Source organism: Pelagimonas phthalicica (genome assembly GCF_004364805.1).
In the GTDB taxonomy this organism is placed as follows: domain Bacteria; phylum Pseudomonadota; class Alphaproteobacteria; order Rhodobacterales; family Rhodobacteraceae; genus Pelagimonas; species Pelagimonas phthalicica.
Genome location: NZ_SOAP01000002.1, coordinates 1,187,070 through 1,204,765, shown reverse-complemented (window position 1 = coordinate 1,204,765; position 17,696 = coordinate 1,187,070). Strand labels below are relative to the sequence as shown.

At 55.3% G+C, this 17,696-nt stretch carries 21 protein-coding genes; 3 read left to right on the top strand and 18 right to left on the bottom strand.

The genetic code is table 11. From position 1 onward, the window contains the following. Positions 1-4: 4 nt before the first annotated feature. The 18 genes from CLV87_RS16000 to CLV87_RS15920 all read right to left on the bottom strand — a co-directional run bounded on the left by CLV87_RS16000 (position 5) and on the right by CLV87_RS15920 (position 15,141). Complete coding sequence (locus CLV87_RS16000; RefSeq protein WP_099246969.1) at positions 5-883, bottom strand: CheR family methyltransferase; 879 nt, start codon at positions 881-883, stop codon at positions 5-7. Beyond that, a complete protein-coding gene (locus CLV87_RS15995; protein WP_099246967.1) occupies positions 880-1,347 on the bottom strand; it encodes a chemotaxis protein CheW in 468 nt (155 codons plus the stop codon). Before CLV87_RS15995 ends, CLV87_RS16000 begins: the two co-directional genes overlap by 4 nt. Then, positions 1,340-3,559, bottom strand: a complete 2,220-nt coding sequence (locus CLV87_RS15990; RefSeq protein ID WP_099246965.1) for a chemotaxis protein CheA — start codon at positions 3,557-3,559, stop codon at positions 1,340-1,342. The genes CLV87_RS15995 and CLV87_RS15990 overlap by 8 nt, the downstream gene beginning before the upstream one ends. Next, positions 3,559-3,933, bottom strand: a complete 375-nt coding sequence (locus CLV87_RS15985) for a response regulator (protein WP_099246963.1) — start codon at positions 3,931-3,933, stop codon at positions 3,559-3,561. Before CLV87_RS15985 ends, CLV87_RS15990 begins: the two co-directional genes overlap by 1 nt. Next, positions 3,930-4,214 carry an STAS domain-containing protein gene (locus CLV87_RS15980; protein ID WP_099246961.1) on the bottom strand — a complete coding sequence of 95 codons (285 nt, stop codon included), beginning with the start codon at positions 4,212-4,214 and terminating at the stop codon, positions 3,930-3,932. Before CLV87_RS15980 ends, CLV87_RS15985 begins: the two co-directional genes overlap by 4 nt. A 223-nt stretch (positions 4,215-4,437) precedes the next feature. Further along, positions 4,438-6,633, bottom strand: a complete 2,196-nt coding sequence (locus CLV87_RS15975; RefSeq protein WP_099246959.1) for a 3-hydroxyacyl-CoA dehydrogenase NAD-binding domain-containing protein — start codon at positions 6,631-6,633, stop codon at positions 4,438-4,440. Beyond that, a complete protein-coding gene (locus CLV87_RS15970) occupies positions 6,630-7,067 on the bottom strand; it encodes a hypothetical protein (RefSeq protein WP_099246957.1) in 438 nt (145 codons plus the stop codon). The genes CLV87_RS15975 and CLV87_RS15970 overlap by 4 nt, the downstream gene beginning before the upstream one ends. A 2-nt stretch (positions 7,068-7,069) precedes the next feature. Continuing rightward, positions 7,070-7,531, bottom strand: coding sequence for a cupin domain-containing protein (locus CLV87_RS15965; protein WP_099246955.1), 462 nt, complete (start codon positions 7,529-7,531; stop codon positions 7,070-7,072). A gap of 61 nt (positions 7,532-7,592) precedes the next feature. Further along, positions 7,593-8,477 carry a hypothetical protein gene (locus CLV87_RS15960; RefSeq protein WP_099246953.1) on the bottom strand — a complete coding sequence of 295 codons (885 nt, stop codon included), beginning with the start codon at positions 8,475-8,477 and terminating at the stop codon, positions 7,593-7,595. Positions 8,478-8,485: 8 nt separating this feature from the next. Beyond that, on the bottom strand, positions 8,486-9,697 hold the full coding sequence (locus CLV87_RS15955; RefSeq protein WP_099246951.1) for an acetyl-CoA C-acetyltransferase: 1,212 nt from the start codon (positions 9,695-9,697) through the stop codon (positions 8,486-8,488). A 15-nt stretch (positions 9,698-9,712) separates the two neighbouring features. Continuing rightward, the gene (locus CLV87_RS15950) at positions 9,713-10,351 is read right to left on the bottom strand and encodes a glutathione S-transferase family protein (RefSeq protein ID WP_099246949.1); all 639 of its coding nucleotides are present in this window, start codon (positions 10,349-10,351) and stop codon (positions 9,713-9,715) included. Between the two features lie 117 nt (positions 10,352-10,468). Next, the gene (locus CLV87_RS23930) at positions 10,469-10,642 is read right to left on the bottom strand and encodes a hypothetical protein (protein ID WP_166652768.1); all 174 of its coding nucleotides are present in this window, start codon (positions 10,640-10,642) and stop codon (positions 10,469-10,471) included. Between the two features lie 27 nt (positions 10,643-10,669). Next, positions 10,670-11,809, bottom strand: coding sequence for an acyl-CoA dehydrogenase family protein (locus CLV87_RS15945; RefSeq protein ID WP_099246947.1), 1,140 nt, complete (start codon positions 11,807-11,809; stop codon positions 10,670-10,672). 9 nt (positions 11,810-11,818) lie between these two features. Beyond that, positions 11,819-12,031 carry a hypothetical protein gene (locus CLV87_RS15940; RefSeq protein ID WP_099246945.1) on the bottom strand — a complete coding sequence of 71 codons (213 nt, stop codon included), beginning with the start codon at positions 12,029-12,031 and terminating at the stop codon, positions 11,819-11,821. Between the two features lies 1 nt (position 12,032). Further along, positions 12,033-12,242 carry a hypothetical protein gene (locus CLV87_RS15935; RefSeq protein ID WP_099246943.1) on the bottom strand — a complete coding sequence of 70 codons (210 nt, stop codon included), beginning with the start codon at positions 12,240-12,242 and terminating at the stop codon, positions 12,033-12,035. Positions 12,243-12,303: 61 nt separating this feature from the next. Next, positions 12,304-14,079: an acyl-CoA dehydrogenase C-terminal domain-containing protein gene (locus CLV87_RS15930; RefSeq protein ID WP_099246941.1), complete on the bottom strand. Its 1,776-nt coding sequence runs from the start codon at positions 14,077-14,079 to the stop codon at positions 12,304-12,306. Between the two features lie 30 nt (positions 14,080-14,109). Next, positions 14,110-14,514, bottom strand: coding sequence for a MerR family transcriptional regulator (locus CLV87_RS15925; protein WP_099247872.1), 405 nt, complete (start codon positions 14,512-14,514; stop codon positions 14,110-14,112). A gap of 255 nt (positions 14,515-14,769) precedes the next feature. After that, on the bottom strand, positions 14,770-15,141 hold the full coding sequence (locus tag CLV87_RS15920) for a MerR family transcriptional regulator (protein WP_099246939.1): 372 nt from the start codon (positions 15,139-15,141) through the stop codon (positions 14,770-14,772). Between the two features lie 147 nt (positions 15,142-15,288). Here CLV87_RS15920 and CLV87_RS15915 point away from each other — a divergent pair, with 147 nt between their 5' ends. The 3 genes from CLV87_RS15915 (at position 15,289) to CLV87_RS15905 (ending at position 17,639) form a co-directional block, all read left to right on the top strand. Next, the gene (locus CLV87_RS15915) at positions 15,289-15,711 is read left to right on the top strand and encodes a PaaI family thioesterase (RefSeq protein WP_099246937.1); all 423 of its coding nucleotides are present in this window, start codon (positions 15,289-15,291) and stop codon (positions 15,709-15,711) included. After that, complete coding sequence (locus CLV87_RS15910; RefSeq protein WP_099246936.1) at positions 15,711-16,214, top strand: PaaI family thioesterase; 504 nt, start codon at positions 15,711-15,713, stop codon at positions 16,212-16,214. The genes CLV87_RS15915 and CLV87_RS15910 overlap by 1 nt, the downstream gene beginning before the upstream one ends. A 108-nt stretch (positions 16,215-16,322) precedes the next feature. Beyond that, positions 16,323-17,639, top strand: a complete 1,317-nt coding sequence (locus CLV87_RS15905; protein ID WP_099246934.1) for an MATE family efflux transporter — start codon at positions 16,323-16,325, stop codon at positions 17,637-17,639. Positions 17,640-17,696: the final 57 nt, after the last annotated feature.

The following is a 17,696-nucleotide window of genomic DNA, read 5'->3' as shown; positions in this document are numbered from 1 at the left end:
CCTCCTATTCCTGCGTGCCTGCCGCAGGGATGCCGCCCTTGCGGTAACTTGTGATACCAATACCTTCCAACTGGTCCATTGCTGGGCCCGTTATTCGTTCCGAGTGACCAATGAACAATAAACCACCTGGAACCAAGAGATCGCAAAACCTCTTCCATAGTTTCTGTTGCGTCGGTTGGTCGAAGTAGATCGCCACGTTTCGGCAAAAGATCACGTCAAATTTTCCGCTAAACGGCCAATCGGAGATTAAATTTAATTCATTAAACGTAATTAGACGTTTTAGATCGTCCGAAACGTCAAAGGTCTGTCCAGCTGGATCCGTCTTGGTCCACTTGTTTTGGAAGGTTTGTGGAATTCCTTTCAGCTCTTCGACGTTATACGTTCCTTTACGCGCTTTTTCCACAATCTTGGGGTCAATATCGGTGGCCAAAATTTTTAGATCCAGATTATGCGCATTCGGGAGCTTGTCGAGAATTGTCATCGCCAGAGAATAAGGTTCCGGCCCTGCAGAGCACCCTGCAGACCAAATTCTGGCACGGTCTCCCTTTTGGACCTTGGCTATAATGGCCGGCAAATACTCATCTCGCAACGTTTCAAAGTGGTGGTTTTCCCGAAAGAAACTTGTGACATTGGTGGTCAGAGCTGAGATCAGTTCAAACTTTTCAGCGTCTTCACCTGGTTTTCCGAGCAGCGACAAATAATCAGGAAAGCAGGAAACACCGCGTGCTTTCAATCGCTTGGACAAGCGAGAATAGACGAGTGGCTTCTTGCTTTCAGCAAGATCCAGTCCAAACTGGGATTTCGCCAATGTCGCAAGCGACCTGAAATCCTCATTGCTGAACGGGATGTCTTGAACTTTGACTGCTGCGGGTGCTGAATTCATTGGGCGACCCCGGCGGAGTGTTCCAGAACAGCGTCCAGGTTGACAACGCGCACCATTGTTTCATCTACGGAAATCATTCCGCGAATGCTGTGCCGAGTTGCTTCGGACTTAATATCAGGCGTTTCCTGAATGGCGCTCTTTTCGACGGAGAGAATTTCCGAGACGGATTCAACCAATAAACCGATTGTCGTTCCTTCGACCGCGGCGACGATAACAACATTTCGTTCATTTGCCGGGGTTTTCCCTAGGCCAAATCGTGCTGACAGGTCGAAGATTGGAATGACCGCTCCACGCAGATTCATAACCCCCAACACATCTGTTGGTGTATGAGGGAGTGCTGTTACTGGCGTCCAGCGCCTGATTTCACGAATTTGAGTGATCTCGAGACAGTAGTTTTGACCGCCTGCCGAAAAGGTAATGAACTCGAACTGTGTATCAGCCAGTGCTTCTGCTGTTTCAGGCATGACGTAGCTCCATGTTTGTATTTTGCCCAAATGGATCAAGCGGGTTGGAATGGGCAAGTTTGATCAATTCTTCTGGATCAAGGATCAAAGCAATCTTGCCATCGCCAAGGATGGTTGCCGCTGAGACGCCTGGAATAGCTGTATAGTTGCTTTCCAAGCTTTTGATAACGACTTGCCTCTGGTCGTGAATGGCCGAAACGCGCAATGCGGTCAGGTCCTGAGATTCCGTTGCCACCAGCAACAGAATTCCGTTCCTTTCTTTCCGCTCTTCTTCGGTCAGTCCCAGACTATCCGCGACATCGACGATTGGAACATAGGCTCCGCGCACGCTGACGACTTGGCTATCGGTTCCAACCACGTGGATATCTTTGGCGTTTGGTCGAATGGTTTCCAGGATGGAGGAGATTGGGATGACCATGGTTTGGTTGCCCACGGAAATCACGAACCCATCCATCACCGCCAGGGTCAAAGGAAGGACAATAGTAAAGGTTGTGCCTTTTCCTGGTGTTGACGTGATTGATACGCGGCCGCCCAAGGCCTGGACCGCGTTTTTCACAACGTCCATGCCGACACCGCGTCCGGACAAGTTGGAAACTTGGCCAGCGGTTGAAAAACCAGGTAGGAACAATAAGTTATCGATTTCGGGTTCCGACAGTTCCACTTCGGGGCTGACTAGATTTTTCTCGATGGCTTTGGCCAGGATCCGGTCCCGGTTCAACCCGGCACCGTCATCCGAAATTTCGATGAAAACGCTCCCCGAGCGATGCGCGGCGGATAGGCGGATGGTTCCCACAGCATCTTTGCCCGCGGCTTCGCGGATTTCTGCAGTTTCCAACCCATGGTCAACCGCGTTGCGGATCATATGAGTCAGTGGATCTGCCAAGCGTTCAATAACAGTTTTGTCCACTTCGGTGGAATCACCGACGGTTACCAGTTTTGCCTTTTTGTGGGTGGCGTCCGAAGCTTCCCTGACAATGCGCGACATGCGTTGAAACAGTGGTTTCACCGGTTGCGCGCGAATGGCCATGACACCTTCTTGAATGTCGCGCGCCAGCAATTTGTAGGCTTCCAACTCATTCGTCAGATGTGCGACCGTCGGCAGGTCCAACTCTTCGATGCGCTGAGAGATCATCGCTTGGTTGATGATAAGTTCGCCAACCGTGTTAATCAGCCTGTCGACCCGATCCAGATCCACGCGAAGCGTTGGTTTAGGCCCGCGTGCTTCCTTAGGAGCTGCGGCTGCCATATTGGGTGCTGCTGTCGGGGCAGGGGTTTCTTCCTTTGGGCTTGGCACCGGCGCTGCTGGCGCAGGCGCAACTGAGGCGACATCTGCCGATGGCGGAGAAGGAACCTCTTCAGCTTTGGGTGGTTCTTCTGAGGAGGCAGGCTCGGGTTCTGGTTCTTCTGCGACTTCCTCGGCCTTTGGTGCGGGTGAGGTTTCTGAACTCAGCGAAATTGACAGGTCGCAGAGACCATCAACGAATTCGAATACCTCCTGAATGGTGGTTTCGCTCTCCGTGGTCTTTAGAGACATGGACCAGGCAATTACTGCATCATTGGGATCGAAGGAGTCAAAGCTGGGCAGATTGCTCAGATCAGCTTCGACCTTAAGCTCGCCAAGTTCTGCAAGCGCGTCGAACAGCAAAAGGGGCTCATGCCCGTTCTCGTACAATGTGCGCTCAGGCTTAAACTGAATTTCGAAGCAGTATTCTGTTTCTGTGTCAGCAGCTTCGCCCACGTCCGAGATATCGATATCCGGAATTTCAATGGCTGCCGGGCCGTCAAAGTCCAAAGTCACCGCGTCAAAGCTGAACTCTTCTGCAGCGGCATCTGACCCCAGATAGCTTTCAAGTTCCTTGACGATCGCGGTTTCCGCACTTGGATCCAGATCCGTTCCATCGCGGGCAGAGGCCACAAGGTCAGAAAGCTGGTCACCGGACCGGTGAAACAGCGCCATCAGCTTTTCGTCGACGGCCAGTTCGCGGTCGCGCACCTTGTCCATAACCGTTTCAAACGTATGGGCAAAATTGACGAGACGATCCAGGGCGAAGGCTCCTGCGCCGCCCTTGATGGAATGTACCGAACGGAAGACCGCATTGATGACTTCCATGTCATCACTGGCTTCTTCCATTTGCGAAAGCCCCTCGACCAATGCCTCGAGCAGTTCTTCGCATTCTTCAAAGAAAGTATCGCGGATCGAGTTCATGGACATTAGCTTACGTGTCCTGTTAGCCGCCGTAGAACGGATACCAGCGAGGTGTCGTCAAAGGGTTTTACAATCCAGCCAGTTGCCCCGGCCGTACGCGCCCGAGCCTTGAGGTCGTCCGAGCTTTCGGTTGTCAAAACAAGAATGGGGACATTGGTCCGATTGGGACCGCTGCGCAGATTGTCGATGACACCAAAGCCGTCCATTTTCGGCATGTTGATATCCGTAATGACCACGTCAGGGTCAACGTCAGGAAAGACTTCGACGCCTTCTTGACCGTCGCAAGCGGAATGAAATTCAAACCCGGCGCTTTCCAGTGAGACCCGCAGCAAGTTTCGGATGGTGCGCGAATCGTCGATCGCCAACACTTTTGTGGTCATTGCGGTTTCTCCTTGTCGAAATATTCGGCGTCCAGGCCCAGCCGTTCGAGCCCTTCTCGAAATGAGGGTGACATGTCAGTGACGGTGAAATCCGAGCCGTCCGCCATCCATTGTTGTTCGGCGACCAGCAAAAGCTGCAAACGGTGTGAATCCAAGCGTCGCACCTCGCGGGCGGACACGGTCACCGGATGGTTTCGCGCGCTCAATAGAAACGGCACTAACGGGTCTTCACCTGACCTGGCACGGGCGGATCCCAAGGCATGGAAATGGATATCTGGCATCGTGATACTGCTTCCCTTTCGGCACCAATTGCGCCGATCTCACGGCACGTCTGATGCCTCTCAGGAATACGCGCGCTGTCTTAACAAAGCGTTCTGCTTTCTCGGGATCTGTTCAATTCGAACGATCTCCTGCTGAGGGACGAAAAAACCAGTAAAAACAACAAAGGCCGGTCAGATTTGACCGGCCTTACACCCTGGATTAACTCTAGAAAGGTGATTTTTATTAGGCGGCTTCCGCTTTTTTGCCAAAGCGTCCGTAAAAACTTTGGCCTGTTTGCGCCATGTCGCGCAGCAGGTCCGGGCAAGCAAAACGCTCCCCATAGGCTGCAGAGAGTTGGTCACAGCGCTCAGCCGCATATTCAGAGCCGATCATGTCCAGCCAGCTCAGCGGGCCACCGGACCAAGGCGCAAAGCCCCAACCCAGGATCGCGCCCACATCACCTTCGCGAATATCCATCAGAACGTTCTCTTCCAGCGCGCGAACCGCTTCGAGAACCTGAGCGAAGAGCAGGCGGTGCTGAACTTCGATCAGGTCCGGCTGTGTCTCCGCAGGGGCGTATTTGTCTGCCAGCTCGGCCCAAAGACCCTGACGTTTGCCTTTCTCATCATAGGCATAGAACCCTGCATTGGCCTTGCGACCCAATCGGCCTTCATCCGCCATCCAGAACAGGATCTCGTCGCAGGCATCGTCATAGGCATCGCCCATCGCCGCCTTGGTGGCTTTGGCAATCTTGACGCCCAGATCGATCGAAGTCTCATCGGTCAGCTGCAACGGACCCAGCGGCATACCAACCATTTTGGCGGCATTTTCGATTAACGCCGGCTCCACGCCTTCGGTGACCATGCGGATCCCTTCGTTGATATAGGGAATGATGCAGCGGTTCGCGTAAAAGAAACGCGCGTCATTCACAACGATGGGTGTTTTGCGGATCTGACGCACATAATCGAGCGATTTGGCCACTGCGCGATCACCGGTTTCCTTGCCTTTGATGATCTCAACCAGTGCCATTTTCTCAACGGGTGAGAAGAAATGGATGCCGATGAACTGCTCCGGGCGCACTGAGGCCTTGGCCAAGTCCGAGATCGGTAGGGTCGACGTGTTGGTCGCAAAAATGCAATCCTCACCGACAATCGCCTCAACTTTTTTGGTCATCTCGGCCTTGACGCCCACATCCTCAAACACCGCTTCGATGATCAGATCGCAGCCCTTGAGCGCGTCCAGATCAGTGGTGGCTGTGATGCGTGACAGCAGCGCTTCTTTCTTCTCTTCGGTGATCTTTTTGCGTTTGATGCCCTTATCGGCATAACTTGCGGTATAGGCCTTGCCGCGATCTGCGGCCTCTTGGTTCTGGTCGATCAGCACGACTTCGATCCCGGCATGGGCCGAGACCAGCGCGATGCCAGCCCCCATCATACCCGCGCCGAGAACACCAACCTTCTTAACCGATTGATCAGGCACATCCGCGGGGCGCACGGCCCCTTTGTCCAGCGCTTCCTTGTTGATGAACAAAGAGCGGATCATGTTGCCAGAGCTGGGGTTCATCAAGACATTGGTGAACCAGCGCGCTTCGATCTTGAGAGCGGTGTCAAAGGGCACTAACGCGCCTTCATAGACTGCGGACAGCATCGCCTTGGCGGCTGGGTAGACGCCCTTGGTCTTGCCATTGACCATGGCCGAAGCCCCAACAAAGGTCATAAAGCCAGCCGGGTGGTAGGGGGCACCGCCGGGCATTTTGTAGCCCTTGGCATCCCAAGGCTTCAGAATATCGGCGTCCTTGGCGTTCAACACCCAGTCCTTGGCCGCGGCGAGCGGGTCTTCGACCACCTCGTCGATCAGGCCAGCAGCCTTGGCTTTCTTGGGATCAGACAGCTTGCCCTCGAGCAGGAAAGGAGAGGCCGCCATCGCGCCCATTTTGCGCGCCAGACGGGTGGTGCCGCCGGCTCCGGGGAAGATGCCGACCATGACCTCTGGCAGGCCGATTTTGGCCTTGGGGTTATCTGCGCAGAAAATGCGATGCGTGGACAGAGGCAGTTCCAAACCAATGCCAAGCGCGGTGCCGGGCAGGGCAGCCGCAATCGGCTTGCCGCCTTTGTTGGTCTTGGGGTCCATGCCTGCACGCTCGATCTTGCGCAGCACGCCATGCATGGCCATCACGCCGTCAAAGACGCCTTGCGCCGGGTTGTCGCCCGCCATTTCTTTCATCTTGGCGATGATGTTCAGATCCATCCCAGCGGCAAAGCTATCTTTGCCAGAGGTGATCACGATGCCTTTGACGGCCTCATCGGCCAGAGCATCATCAACCTGGTCACTCAGCGCCTGCAGGGCTTCGGTGCTGAGAACGTTCATGGACTTGCCTTTGACGTCCCAAGTGATGACTGCGACGCCGTCCGCGCCTTTTTCCATTGTGAAATCGGTCACTTTTCTTCTTCTCCCGATAGGTAGGGGTGTTTGCCGGTCCATTGATGGTGTCCCAGCGCGTTCAAGATGGATGACATGCGCCAAATGCCATCATCCGGGTGTAAGAGGGCCGAAGCCGTATAAGGGTCGCGGATGCGCAACCCGTGATAGAGAAATTCGTTGTGATAGGTGGCGATCACGGTGCCATCCGGGCAAGTTTCGAAATTCACCGGTTTGCGCACGATCAGATCGTAATGAATGGCTTCCTTGGCCTTGAGATAAAGGGCAAAATTCTCTTTGACCTCATCGTCGGTTGTCAGGGTGACCGGCCCGCTTTGGGTGATCAAGGAAAAGGGCAAACGGATACGCGCACGCCAACGGGAGACATCACCGATCAAAAACGGAACGGTGATATCTTCCAAAAAGGCTTCGAATTGCGCGTCGTCAAAGATCATGGTTATCCCACGTCGCTGCCATCTTTGCGGGTGAAGCGCATCTTCCCACCGGCGACTTCGACCTTCATGTCGATGTCGCTATACCAGCCGGTTTCGGTTTCAGTGCGCGTTCCGACAACCAGGAAAACCCCATCCCGGTCCGAACGATTGACAATATGATGACCGTTGCCGTCATTGGCTGGAAAGGCACAGCAATCGCCGGGAACAAGAGGCGTTTCTCCAGTGTCATCGATCAGGGTCAGCGCACCTTCGGTCACAATCAGGAACTCATCCTGTTTTTCGTGCCAATGCCTGAGCGAGGACAGCGCTCCGGGGGCCAACCTGACCAAGTTCGCGCCAAACTGGGTCAACCCACCAGCATCGCCAACCCCCTGGCCGCTGCGGCCCGCCATCCGGTCGGAATATTTTGCGGGATAACTTGACCCGGTTCTGACCGGGACTTGGGAAAGATCTATCTTAGGCATTGTTGAGTTACCCCCTGATGAAACGTGTTGAGCGTGGGCTTGGAATAATGTGAGCGAATGGTCATGACAGCGGCCTGTTCTTGTGCCAATCGCGATGCCCGATCACATTGTCCATCCGCGACAATTGCCAGAAACCCTTGCGCAAACGCTCAATCGTGATCGTTGACTCATAGGGTTCAACCACAAGGTTGGCTTGGCTCAGGACAAAGGTTCTGCAGCGCCCAACCATGCGATTTTCCCCTTCAAGCGTGACATCCAACGGTTCGCGGATGATCTGGGTGACGTTGTGCGCCTTGAAGGACACCATGTAATAGTCAAACTCGCGACGCAGCGCGTCTTCGGTTTCAAAAACAGTGGTGCCCTGTCCAGATGTGACCGTCAAAGGCAAGGCACAGGCCCGCAACCAGGCGTCAAAGTCATTGCAAAGCGCCGCCTGAGACAGCCAATTCAGGAACAACTGAAAACAGGACAGGTTAAAGCTGTTTTCGTCTTGAGAGGCTGTTTCGGCATTTGCACCGCCCTTATCGAAATCCGGCAAGACATCCCATTGTGCGCGCAAAATGGCCATGTCGGTCTCACTGACACGCCAAGCCCCTTCGCGAAATTCCAGTTTCATGCGGGCCAGAAAGGGCAGAATGGCCGGCTCATTACCGTGATAGGCGCGGACCGAATTAAACCCTTCGATTTCCGTTTCACTCAGGAAAATGGCGCTTTTGCACAGCCTATCGATCCTGGTGATGCCTTTCTCTCGGATCGCATGCAGATATTGCGCCGCCCCAGTTTTGAGCGCGTCCTGGGACTCAATCCGGATATGGCTATCAACCGTTCGCAAAACATGCGGGACACTCATCCCCGCCACAAAGCGCGTCAAATCACCCTCGATGATCGCTTTTGACAGCGGATCAAGGTGACGTTGATAAAGCTCTATGGCGGAGACATGGGTCATGGGTGGCCTCAGACGCGCTCGATTATGGTGGCAGCGCCCATCCCGGCGGCGACGCAGAGCGTGGCCAGACCAACTTCTTTGTCCGAGCGTTCCAGCTCGTCCAGAAGCGTGCCGATGATCATCGCACCAGTCGCCCCAAGCGGGTGACCCAGCGCGATGGCACCGCCATTAACGTTGACCTTGGCATCATCCACCTCAAAAGCTTGCAAGAAGCGTAGAACAACCGCAGCAAAGGCTTCGTTCACCTCAAAGAGATCAATGTCACTGATAGACATGCCGCTATCGGCCAGGATCTTTTCGGTGACGGGAACCGGGCCGGTTAGGTTGATGGTAGGTTCAGAGCCGATCTTGGCGGTGGCTCGGATACGCGCACGCGGCGTCAGCCCGTGTTTCTCACCATATTCCTTGCTGCCGATCAGCAAGGCGGTTGCGCCATCCACGATACCCGAGCTGTTGCCCGCGTGGTGGACGTGATTGATCTTTTCCAGATGCGGGTATTTCATCAAGGCAACCGCGTCAAAGCCCGGCATAACCTCACCCATATCTTTGAACGAGGCCTTGAGCTTGTTCAGATCCTCGGCTGTGGTGCCGGGGCGCATGTACTCGTCACGGTCCAGAATGATCAGGTCATTCTGATCACGCACTGGCACGATGGATTTGGCAAAGCGGTTCTCTTCCCAAGCTTTGGCAGCACGATCCTGCGATTGTGCGGCAAAGCTATCACAATCTTCGCGACTGAACCCGTATTCGGTGGCGATCAGGTCGGCAGAGACACCTTGGGGCATGAAATTCTCACCCATGGCAAGGCGCGGATCCACGGCCATCGCCGCGCCATCCGAGCCCATGGCAACGCGGCTCATCATCTCAACCCCACCGGCGATGTAAGCCTCACCTGCGCCTGCTTTGATCTGGTTGGCTACCAGATTCACAGCTTCCATGCCTGAGGCGCAGAACCGGTTGATCGCCAGACCTGGCACGGATTGGTCAAAATCGGACAACAGAACCGAGGCGCGCGCCAGACAGCCGCCGTTTTCCATGACTTGGGTCACGTTGCCCCAGATCACATCTTCGATCCCGGTTGTGGGCAGGTTGTTGCGTTCCTTGATCGCGTTCAGCATCTGCGCGGACAGTGCCACCGAGGTCACCTCGTGCAGGCTGCCATCCTTGCGCCCCTTGCCCCGAGGGCTGCGGGCCGCGTCATAGATATAAGCTTCGGTCATTCTTGCCTTCCTTGCTCAAACCCGATCCTCTGGGGAACCGGGCATCAAATCATAGGGATGTTTCCAACCGTCCAAACCCTCGATATTCGAAAGCCAACGGTCAATTTCGGGCCAGTCCTTGCGGTCGAAACCGAAAGGTTCTGGATAAAACAGGTAGCCACAGCAGCTGATATCGGCATTGGTGATCCCCGTGCCGACGATCCAGTCGCGGCCGGTCAGATGCGTGTTCAACACTTTGTAGGCCGCAGCGAGCCGCCCTTGCGAAAAAGCGATGACTTCGGCCGGACGCTTGTCCTTGGGCAGGAAGTTCATCAAAAAGCGGGTCATGCCGGCCTGGGACGATAATTTGTGATTGTCCCAAAGCACCCAGCGCATGACTTCGCGGGCGTCTTGCGGGGATTCCCCGTTAAACTGGCCACTTTTTTCTGAGACATACATCTGGATCACACCAGATTGGGACAGGCGGGTATCGCCATCGACAAGAACCGGGGCTTCACCCATTTCATTCACGGTCTCACGATAGGCTTGGCTGCGTGTTTCACCGTTGAAAAAGTCAACCTTGACCGGTTCCCAATCCAGCCCGGAGAGTTCTAGCGCCAGTGCAGCTTTGTACGCATTGCCGCTTTCGCCAAAGCAATAGAGTTTCATTGTCATCGCGCGTGTCCTCCGGTTGCGCTTTTGTCTCGGGGAGGAGCGGGGATTTTGCATCCCCGCACCCCTGCAGGATATTTGGACCAAGAAGAAACAAAGGCCTTTCTTGGTAAACGAGTGTTAACCCTCCAATGTCATCCTAGTTCTGCGGTACAGGTTGGGAAGCCGATGACCGCCCAAGGAGAAGCTCCGGGGTTTGAAGAAAGCGCCGGGCAGGCCAGGAAGGTTGATTGCTGCCACGACATCAAGGCCCGATAGGCAACCTTCCTGTTTCTTCTTGGCAAAAATATCCATTCTCCAACCTCTCCTCAAAGTGCCGATCTACAGGGCTCGGGCGATCAGTTCCTTCATGATCTCATTGGTGCCGCCATAGATGCGCTGCACCCGGGCGTCCGCCCACATTTCCCCCACAGCGTATTCTTGCATGTAACCATAGCCACCATGCAATTGCAGGCAGTCATCCAACACCTCTCCTTGAGCGTCCGTGAGCCAATATTTGGCCATGGCTGCCTTTTCGACGGTCAGTTTGCCCGCAATAAGCTCAGCAAGGCATTCATCCAGAAAGGCGCGGCAGACCTTGGTTTTGGTTAGACATTCGGCCAGTTTGAACCGCGTGTTTTGAAACTGCGTCAGCGGGCCGCCAAAGGCTTCCCGTTCTTTACAATAGGCGATTGTGCGTTCAACCGCGCCTTCCATGGCCCCCATGGACATGCAGGCGATCACCATGCGTTCTTGGGGCAATTGCTGCATCAGCTGATAAAACCCCTGATTTTCTTCGCCTCCCAACAGGTTCTCTGGCGCGATTTCGACATTGTCAAAGAACAGCTCAGAGGTATCCGCAGCATGACAGCCGATCTTTTCCAGATTGCGGCCGCGTTGAAAGCCCTCGGCATCGTCGGTTTCAACCACCATCAGCGACACGCCTTTAGACCCTTGAGCGGGATCGGTTTTGGCGGCAACGATAATTAGGTTGGCATGCTGGCCATTGGTGATAAAGGTCTTTTGCCCCGACAGGCGATAGGCATTGCCATCTTTGACCGCCTTGGTCTTGATCGCTTGCACGTCTGAGCCGGTCGAGGGTTCGGTCATGGCCAGAGCACCGACCATTTCACCCGAGACCAGTTTTGGCAGCCATCGCTGTTTTTGATCTTCGGTACCATAGGCCAGCACGTAATGGGCTACGATGCCGGAATGGATACCATGCCCCCAGCTTGCAAGATTGGCGCGGTTGCTTTCCATCAGGATCACCGCTTCGTGTCCGAAATCGCCGCCAGCCCCACCATATTCCTCGGGGATCGAGGGGCAGAGCAGGCCAAGTTCGCCAGCCTGTTGCCAGATTCCCCGGTCCATCTGGCCTTGCTTGCGCCATTTGTCAAAATGAGGAGCCCATTCGGCGTCGATGAACTTGGCCGTCATCTCTGCCAGCATTTCGTGCTCGTCTGTCATCCAGCCTTGAGGCATGGGGGCTCCTTACTTTTTACGCTCTTCCAGCTCGGAATTGAACTGGCGCAGTTTGATTGCGAGCACCTCGGTATCGGTGACGCTGTCAAAATTTTCGAAGAGGAAAGAGAGCGCTTCGCCCTCATCGAGACCTGCCTCATGGGCAAAACGTTTGAGATTGCGATAGCCGTCTTCGGTCATGGCGGCGTTGAAACGGCGGGTCAGGCGAAAACGTTTGGGCATATCAGCGGCCTTTTCCGAAAAAGCTTGGTAGAAGGCGCAGTGCGATCCCTCCAATGCCAACAAATAGAAAACCCCTCAGGTCGTCGATGTCCAACAACCTGCCATAGCTTTGTGATGACATGGTCTTGGCAATCGACAGCCCCGCACCAGCGAAGCCGATGACGATCAAGCCCAAGCCGATTTTGTCGATGATGTTTCTGACGTTCAGCACCCGGTTCCTCCCCCAATCCGGCGTTGTGCGCGGCGGGGTAGGTGCCCCGCCGTCACTGGTATCAGAACTGCTCTGCGTCCAGTGCCATCACAGTGTCAGCACCGGTTTCGATGCGACGCAAATGGGTGCCGGTCATGGGCAGTTGACGCGCCATGAAGTAACGTGCCGTGGCGAGCTTTGTCTCGTAAAACGCTGCGTCGCCAGTGCCTTCGGCCAGCTTGGCATGGGCGGCTTTGGCCATGCGGCCCCACATCAGGCCAAGGCAAACCAGCCCGAACATATGCATAAAGTCATAAGACCCTGCCAAAGCGTTATTGGGGTTCTTCATACCGTTTTGCATGAAATACATGCCCGCGGCTTGCAGATCCTTTGAGGCGGCTTTGAGCGGCCCCACAAAATCGGCCAAGGCTTCGTCTTCGCCGTTTTCCTTGCAGAAGGTTTTCACCAGCTCAAAGAAGGCCATCACGTGTTTACCGCCATCTGTGGCCAGCTTGCGGCCCACCAGATCCAGCGCCTGAACGCCATTGGCCCCCTCATAGATCATGGTGATCCGGGCATCGCGGGCGAACTGGGACATGCCCCATTCTTCGATATAGCCATGGCCGCCATAGACCTGCTGCGCGGCAACGCAGTAGTCAAAGCCCTTATCGGTCAGGTAGCCCTTGATCACCGGGGTCAACAGCGACACGAGGCCATCGGCATCCTTGTCTTCATTGCCATGTGCCTGATCCAGCATCTGGGCACCCCAATAGATAAAGGCACGCGCCCCTTCGATAAAGCTTTTCTGATCCATCAGGTTGCGGCGGATGTCTGGGTGTACAATCAGCGGATCAGCCGGGCCATCCGGATTCTTCACCCCGGTTACATCGCGCCCTTGCAAGCGGTCCTTGGCGTATTCCACGGCGTTCTGATAGGCAACCTCGGCCTGGGCAAAACCCTGCAGGCCCACACCCAGACGCGCTTCGTTCATCATGGTGAACATGGCGCGCATGCCTTTGTGCATATCCCCCAGCAGGAACCCGGTGGCCTCGTCATAGTTCATGACGCAGGTAGAGTTGCCATGGATGCCCATTTTTTCTTCGATATTGCCAACAGACACACCATTGCGTTCACCAAGCGAGCCATCATCCTTGACGATGAATTTGGGCACAATAAAGAGCGACACGCCTTTGATGCCTTCGGGACCGCCTGGGATCTTGGCCAGAACCAGATGGATCACGTTTTCCGACAGATCATGGTCACCGGCAGAGATAAAGATCTTCTGACCCGAGATTTTATATGTGCCATCGTCCTGCGGCTCTGCCTTGGTGCGCATCAGGCCCAGATCGGTGCCGCAATGCGGTTCGGTCAGGTTCATGGTGCCGGTCCAGTCACAGGTCACCATCTTGGGCAGGTATTTGGCTTTCTGCTCGTCTGATCCGTGGGCGTGGATTGCTGAATAGGCCCCGTGGGTCAGGCCCGCATACATGTTGAAAGCAATATTGGCCGCCGAGAATTGTTCACCCACCGCAGTGGCGACAAGATAGGGCAGGCCCTGACCACCATATTCGGGATCACAGTCAAGAGCCGTCCAACCACCAGCACGCACCTCGTCAAAGGCGGCCTTGAACCCTTCGGGCGTACGGACAACGCCGTTTTCAAGGGTGCAGCCCTGCTTGTCACCCACTGCGTTCAGCGGTGTCATGACTTGCTCAGCAATCTTTGCGGATTCTTCCAGAATGGCGCCGGTCGTGTCGCGATCCAGGTCTTCGTAGCCTGGAATATCGCTGGCAGACACGTTCAGTACGTCATGCAGAACGAATTGCTGATCTTTGGTAGGTGCCGTGTATGAAGGCATCTCTCTCTCCCGTATGTGTGCGGCCCAGCGTTACTCGGCCGCGCTTTTCCTGTTTTTCATCGTGGCGAGCATCTTCTCGCCCCAGACCATTTGTTCTTTCAGCTCCTCAATGGCGACATTCAGGTCGTCACGTTGACGAACCATGTCGGCCAGCCTTTGGCGGGCGACCTCATAAGTCTGTTCCAGCTGCGATTGCTGCTGGTCTCCAACGTCGTACAGATCAAGTAGCTGGCGGATCTCTTCGAGGGAAAAGCCAAAGCGCTTGCCCCGCAGGATCAGTTTCAACCGCGCGCGGTCACGTTTGGTGAAAAGGCGTTTCTGGCCTTCGCGGATCGGGAACAGAAGTTCCTTTTGTTCATAGAACCGCAAAGTCCGTGGAGTTACCTCAAACGCGTCGCACATCTCCCTAATCGTCATTACTCTGTCTTCGCTCATAAGTTCATCCTTCATGGCAGTAGATCGCCGTGAGGTGCGAAATCTCTTCCCTTCTTACAATGGGAAAAACGGTTGACGTAACTCATACGCCGCGTCACTTTTGAGTTGACGTAAGATAAGGCAACGTCAATGGGCTGCATTTGTAAGAATATTCTGAGCCTAGTTGGTTAACGAAAGACTTACAGCCCAGAACAAAAGTTAACGGCCGCAAGCAAAGCTGCGACCGTTCAGACGAATTCGACTGATTTTGAAACGCTACAGGCCCAAATCCGAGGCAACCTCGTTGCGCAATGTGCGCAGCTCATCCATGGCCTCGTCAAGCTGCTTGCGCTGCTCTTCCAACTCGCGCATCTGCCCATCAGCCATATCAATCCAGGCTTTCATTTGCGCTTCGTTGCCTTCTTTTTCGTAGATCAGTAGCCATTGCCGGATGTCTTCCAACTGAAAGCCAAACTTGCGCCCGCGCAGGATCAGGGTCATGCGCGCAACTTCCTTGGCCCCGTAAAAGCGAGACCGGCCTTGCCGTTCGGGTGACAGTAATTCGATATATTCATAATAGCGCAAGGTGCGGGGCGTCACGTCGAAACGCGCGCACATTTCCTTGAAGCTCAGACGAACATCTTCCATGGCATACTCCCTTGCCGCCAAACTAAGCGCGCAGATGGCCGGTGACAACCTTTCCTGACGCAACGCTGCTTTGCGTCATGTTTCCGACGTTCAAATCACTTGCGAAGCGGTCTTTCCCTGCCCATAACTGAGGAGAGGGAGCACGCTATGACCGCAGATAAGGCTTTGATTGCCAAGCAATTCATCGAAATGATTCCGCATGCCAAAGCATTGTCGATGCAGATCACCAATATTGGTGACGGGCTGGCCGAGATCACCATGCCCTATGACGAGGCGTTGATAGGCGATCCCAAGACCGGCGTGATCCATGGCGGTGCCGTCTCGACCTTGATGGACACCTGTTCAGGTGCCGCCGTCATGAGCCACCCGGACAGCCCGGCAGGGACGGCAACGATCAATCTGCGCATCGATTATATGCGCGCCGCCAAACCCGGCGATGCCATCACCGCACAGGCGGAATGCTACCACATCACCCGTAACGTCGCCTTTATCAGGGCCAAGGCCTTTGATGCCGATTTTGACAACCCCGTCGCGACCGCCGCCGGGGCCTTTACGGTGGAGGGTAAATAATGGCGCGTCAAAAGCCCGAACCGGTCCAGATCGTCAAACAACGTCGCGATGCTGCCCTCGGCGCATTGGTTGGCGGTGTGCCCTATATTCGCTACCTTGGCATTCAATTTGAACGCCACGGGGATGAGCTGACAGCGGTGCTGCCCTTTGAGGAAAAACTGATCGGCAACCCGCTTTTGCCAGCGCTTCATGGGGGCGTGACGGCGGCGTTTCTCGAAACAACGGGTATTATCACCCTTAGTTGGTCCTACCTTTGGGAAGACATCGAATCCGGCAAGCTTGACCCGGATACCCTGACCAAGGGAGACCTGCCGCGTCTGCCCAAAACCATTGATTTCACTGTGGACTATCTCAGATCCGGCCTGCCGCGCGATGCCTATGCCCGGGCGCGCGTCACACGATCTGGCCGCCGCTATGCCTCAGTCCAGGTCGAGGCTTGGCAGGACCATCGCGACCGTCCCATGGCCCAGGCCACGGCTCATTTCCTGATGCCGCGCCCCTGATCCTGGAAGTTACCCAGGTCTTCTTTGGGCCCAAAATATCCCGGGGAGTCACAAGCTTGCTTGTGACGGGGCAGCGCCCCGGCCCGGTTCCAAAAAGCGATACGTTCCATGATTGAAGACAGTATTACTCATCGTCGCATTCTGAAAATCGCCATTCCGATCATGCTGGCCAATATTGCCATTCCTCTGATCGGCGTCGTCGATACGGCTGTTGTCGGGCAAATCCCCCATGCCGAACCCATTGCAGCGGTTGGGATCGGCTCTGTCGTTCTGTCAGCTATCTATTGGGTCTTTGGTTTCTTGCGCATGGGCACGGCGGGCTTGACGGCTCAGGCCGAAGGGGCCAAGGACCGAGGCGAGGTGGTCGCGCTTTTGACCCGGTCCTTGATGATCGGAGGGGCAGGGGGGCTGGCAATCATTGCGCTTTTGCAGCCGCTTCTTGCTCTGGCTTTCTCCTTTTCGCCGGTCGATGCCGAAGTCGAAGAGTTGGCGCGCAGCTATATGCAGATCCGCATCTGGTCGGCCCCCGCGGCCATCGCCATGTTTGGAATTCTTGGTTGGTTGATCGCGCGGGAAAGGTCGCGCTCGGTCTTGGTGCTGCAACTCTGCGTTACCAGCGTGAATGTGATCCTCGACCTGGTGTTTGTCACCGGATTTGGATGGGGTGTTCAGGGCGTCGCCGTGGCCAGCTTTATCGCTGAATGGTCTGGGCTGGCGCTGGGTCTTTGGCTGTGTCGCAACGCTCTGCGCCACCCGTCTGCCCGCGATTGGCCGCGTATCTTTGATGCAACGGCGCTGCGTCGTATGGCGGTGGTCAATACAGACATCCTGATACGCTCCCTGATGCTCGAAGCGATCTTTCTATCCTTCGTCTTTTACTACAGCGCCGGGCTGGGCACTGACACGCTGGCGGCAAATCAGGTGCTGATGCAATTTATCCATTTCATAGCCTATGCGCTGGACGGGTTTGCATTCGCCGCAGAAGCCTTGGTCGGGCAGGCCTTTGGGGCCAAATCCCTTTCCGACCTGCGCAAATCCGTCTGGTTGAGCTCGGCTTGGGGCTTGGCCACATCCTTTGCTTATGTGCTGGTCTTTTGGAGTGCGGGGGCGGCGATCATAATCTTGATCACCAAGGACCCGAGTGTTCAACAGATCGCCACCACCTATCTGCCCTGGATCATTCTGGTTCCGATCATCAGCTATCCCAGCTTTATGTTGGATGGTATCTTTATCGGGGCGACCCGGACGCGGGATATGCGCAATATGATGATGATTTCTGCCGCAGTCTTCTTTGCCGCGGTATTCATTCTGATGCCGCAATGGGGCAATCATGGGCTCTGGGCGGCCTTGATGATCTCCTTTGTGGCCCGCGCGGTGACGCTCGGTTTTCGCTATCCCTCTCTGGAACGGGCGGCGATGGCTTGAAATCGGGTGATTTGCCTCTGGCCTTTTGCCCGCTACTTGCCCTATGCAATCCTTCAG

Bases quoted from the DNA above. Each gene is read 5' to 3' on its own strand.
- CLV87_RS15970 (WP_099246957.1), bottom strand. From the start codon at position 7,067: ATGATCTTTGACGACGCGCAATTCGAAGCCTTTTTGGAAGATATCACC.
- CLV87_RS16000 (WP_099246969.1), bottom strand. From the start codon at position 883: ATGAATTCAGCACCCGCAGCAGTCAAAGTTCAAGACATCCCGTTCAGC.
- CLV87_RS15960 (WP_099246953.1), bottom strand. From the start codon at position 8,477: ATGACCCATGTCTCCGCCATAGAGCTTTATCAACGTCACCTTGATCCG.
- CLV87_RS15940 (WP_099246945.1), bottom strand. From the start codon at position 12,031: ATGCCCAAACGTTTTCGCCTGACCCGCCGTTTCAACGCCGCCATGACC.
- CLV87_RS15915 (WP_099246937.1), top strand. From the start codon at position 15,289: ATGACCGCAGATAAGGCTTTGATTGCCAAGCAATTCATCGAAATGATT.
- CLV87_RS15930 (WP_099246941.1), bottom strand. From the start codon at position 14,079: ATGCCTTCATACACGGCACCTACCAAAGATCAGCAATTCGTTCTGCAT.
- CLV87_RS15920 (WP_099246939.1), bottom strand. From the start codon at position 15,141: ATGGAAGATGTTCGTCTGAGCTTCAAGGAAATGTGCGCGCGTTTCGAC.
- CLV87_RS15965 (WP_099246955.1), bottom strand. From the start codon at position 7,531: ATGCCTAAGATAGATCTTTCCCAAGTCCCGGTCAGAACCGGGTCAAGT.
- CLV87_RS15950 (WP_099246949.1), bottom strand. From the start codon at position 10,351: ATGACAATGAAACTCTATTGCTTTGGCGAAAGCGGCAATGCGTACAAA.
- CLV87_RS15925 (WP_099247872.1), bottom strand. From the start codon at position 14,514: ATGAGCGAAGACAGAGTAATGACGATTAGGGAGATGTGCGACGCGTTT.
- CLV87_RS15910 (WP_099246936.1), top strand. From the start codon at position 15,711: ATGGCGCGTCAAAAGCCCGAACCGGTCCAGATCGTCAAACAACGTCGC.
- CLV87_RS23930 (WP_166652768.1), bottom strand. From the start codon at position 10,642: ATGGATATTTTTGCCAAGAAGAAACAGGAAGGTTGCCTATCGGGCCTT.
- CLV87_RS15985 (WP_099246963.1), bottom strand. From the start codon at position 3,933: ATGACCACAAAAGTGTTGGCGATCGACGATTCGCGCACCATCCGAAAC.
- CLV87_RS15905 (WP_099246934.1), top strand. From the start codon at position 16,323: ATGATTGAAGACAGTATTACTCATCGTCGCATTCTGAAAATCGCCATT.
- CLV87_RS15990 (WP_099246965.1), bottom strand. From the start codon at position 3,559: ATGTCCATGAACTCGATCCGCGATACTTTCTTTGAAGAATGCGAAGAA.
- CLV87_RS15995 (WP_099246967.1), bottom strand. From the start codon at position 1,347: ATGCCTGAAACAGCAGAAGCACTGGCTGATACACAGTTCGAGTTCATT.
- CLV87_RS15980 (WP_099246961.1), bottom strand. From the start codon at position 4,214: ATGCCAGATATCCATTTCCATGCCTTGGGATCCGCCCGTGCCAGGTCA.
- CLV87_RS15945 (WP_099246947.1), bottom strand. From the start codon at position 11,809: ATGCCTCAAGGCTGGATGACAGACGAGCACGAAATGCTGGCAGAGATG.
- CLV87_RS15955 (WP_099246951.1), bottom strand. From the start codon at position 9,697: ATGACCGAAGCTTATATCTATGACGCGGCCCGCAGCCCTCGGGGCAAG.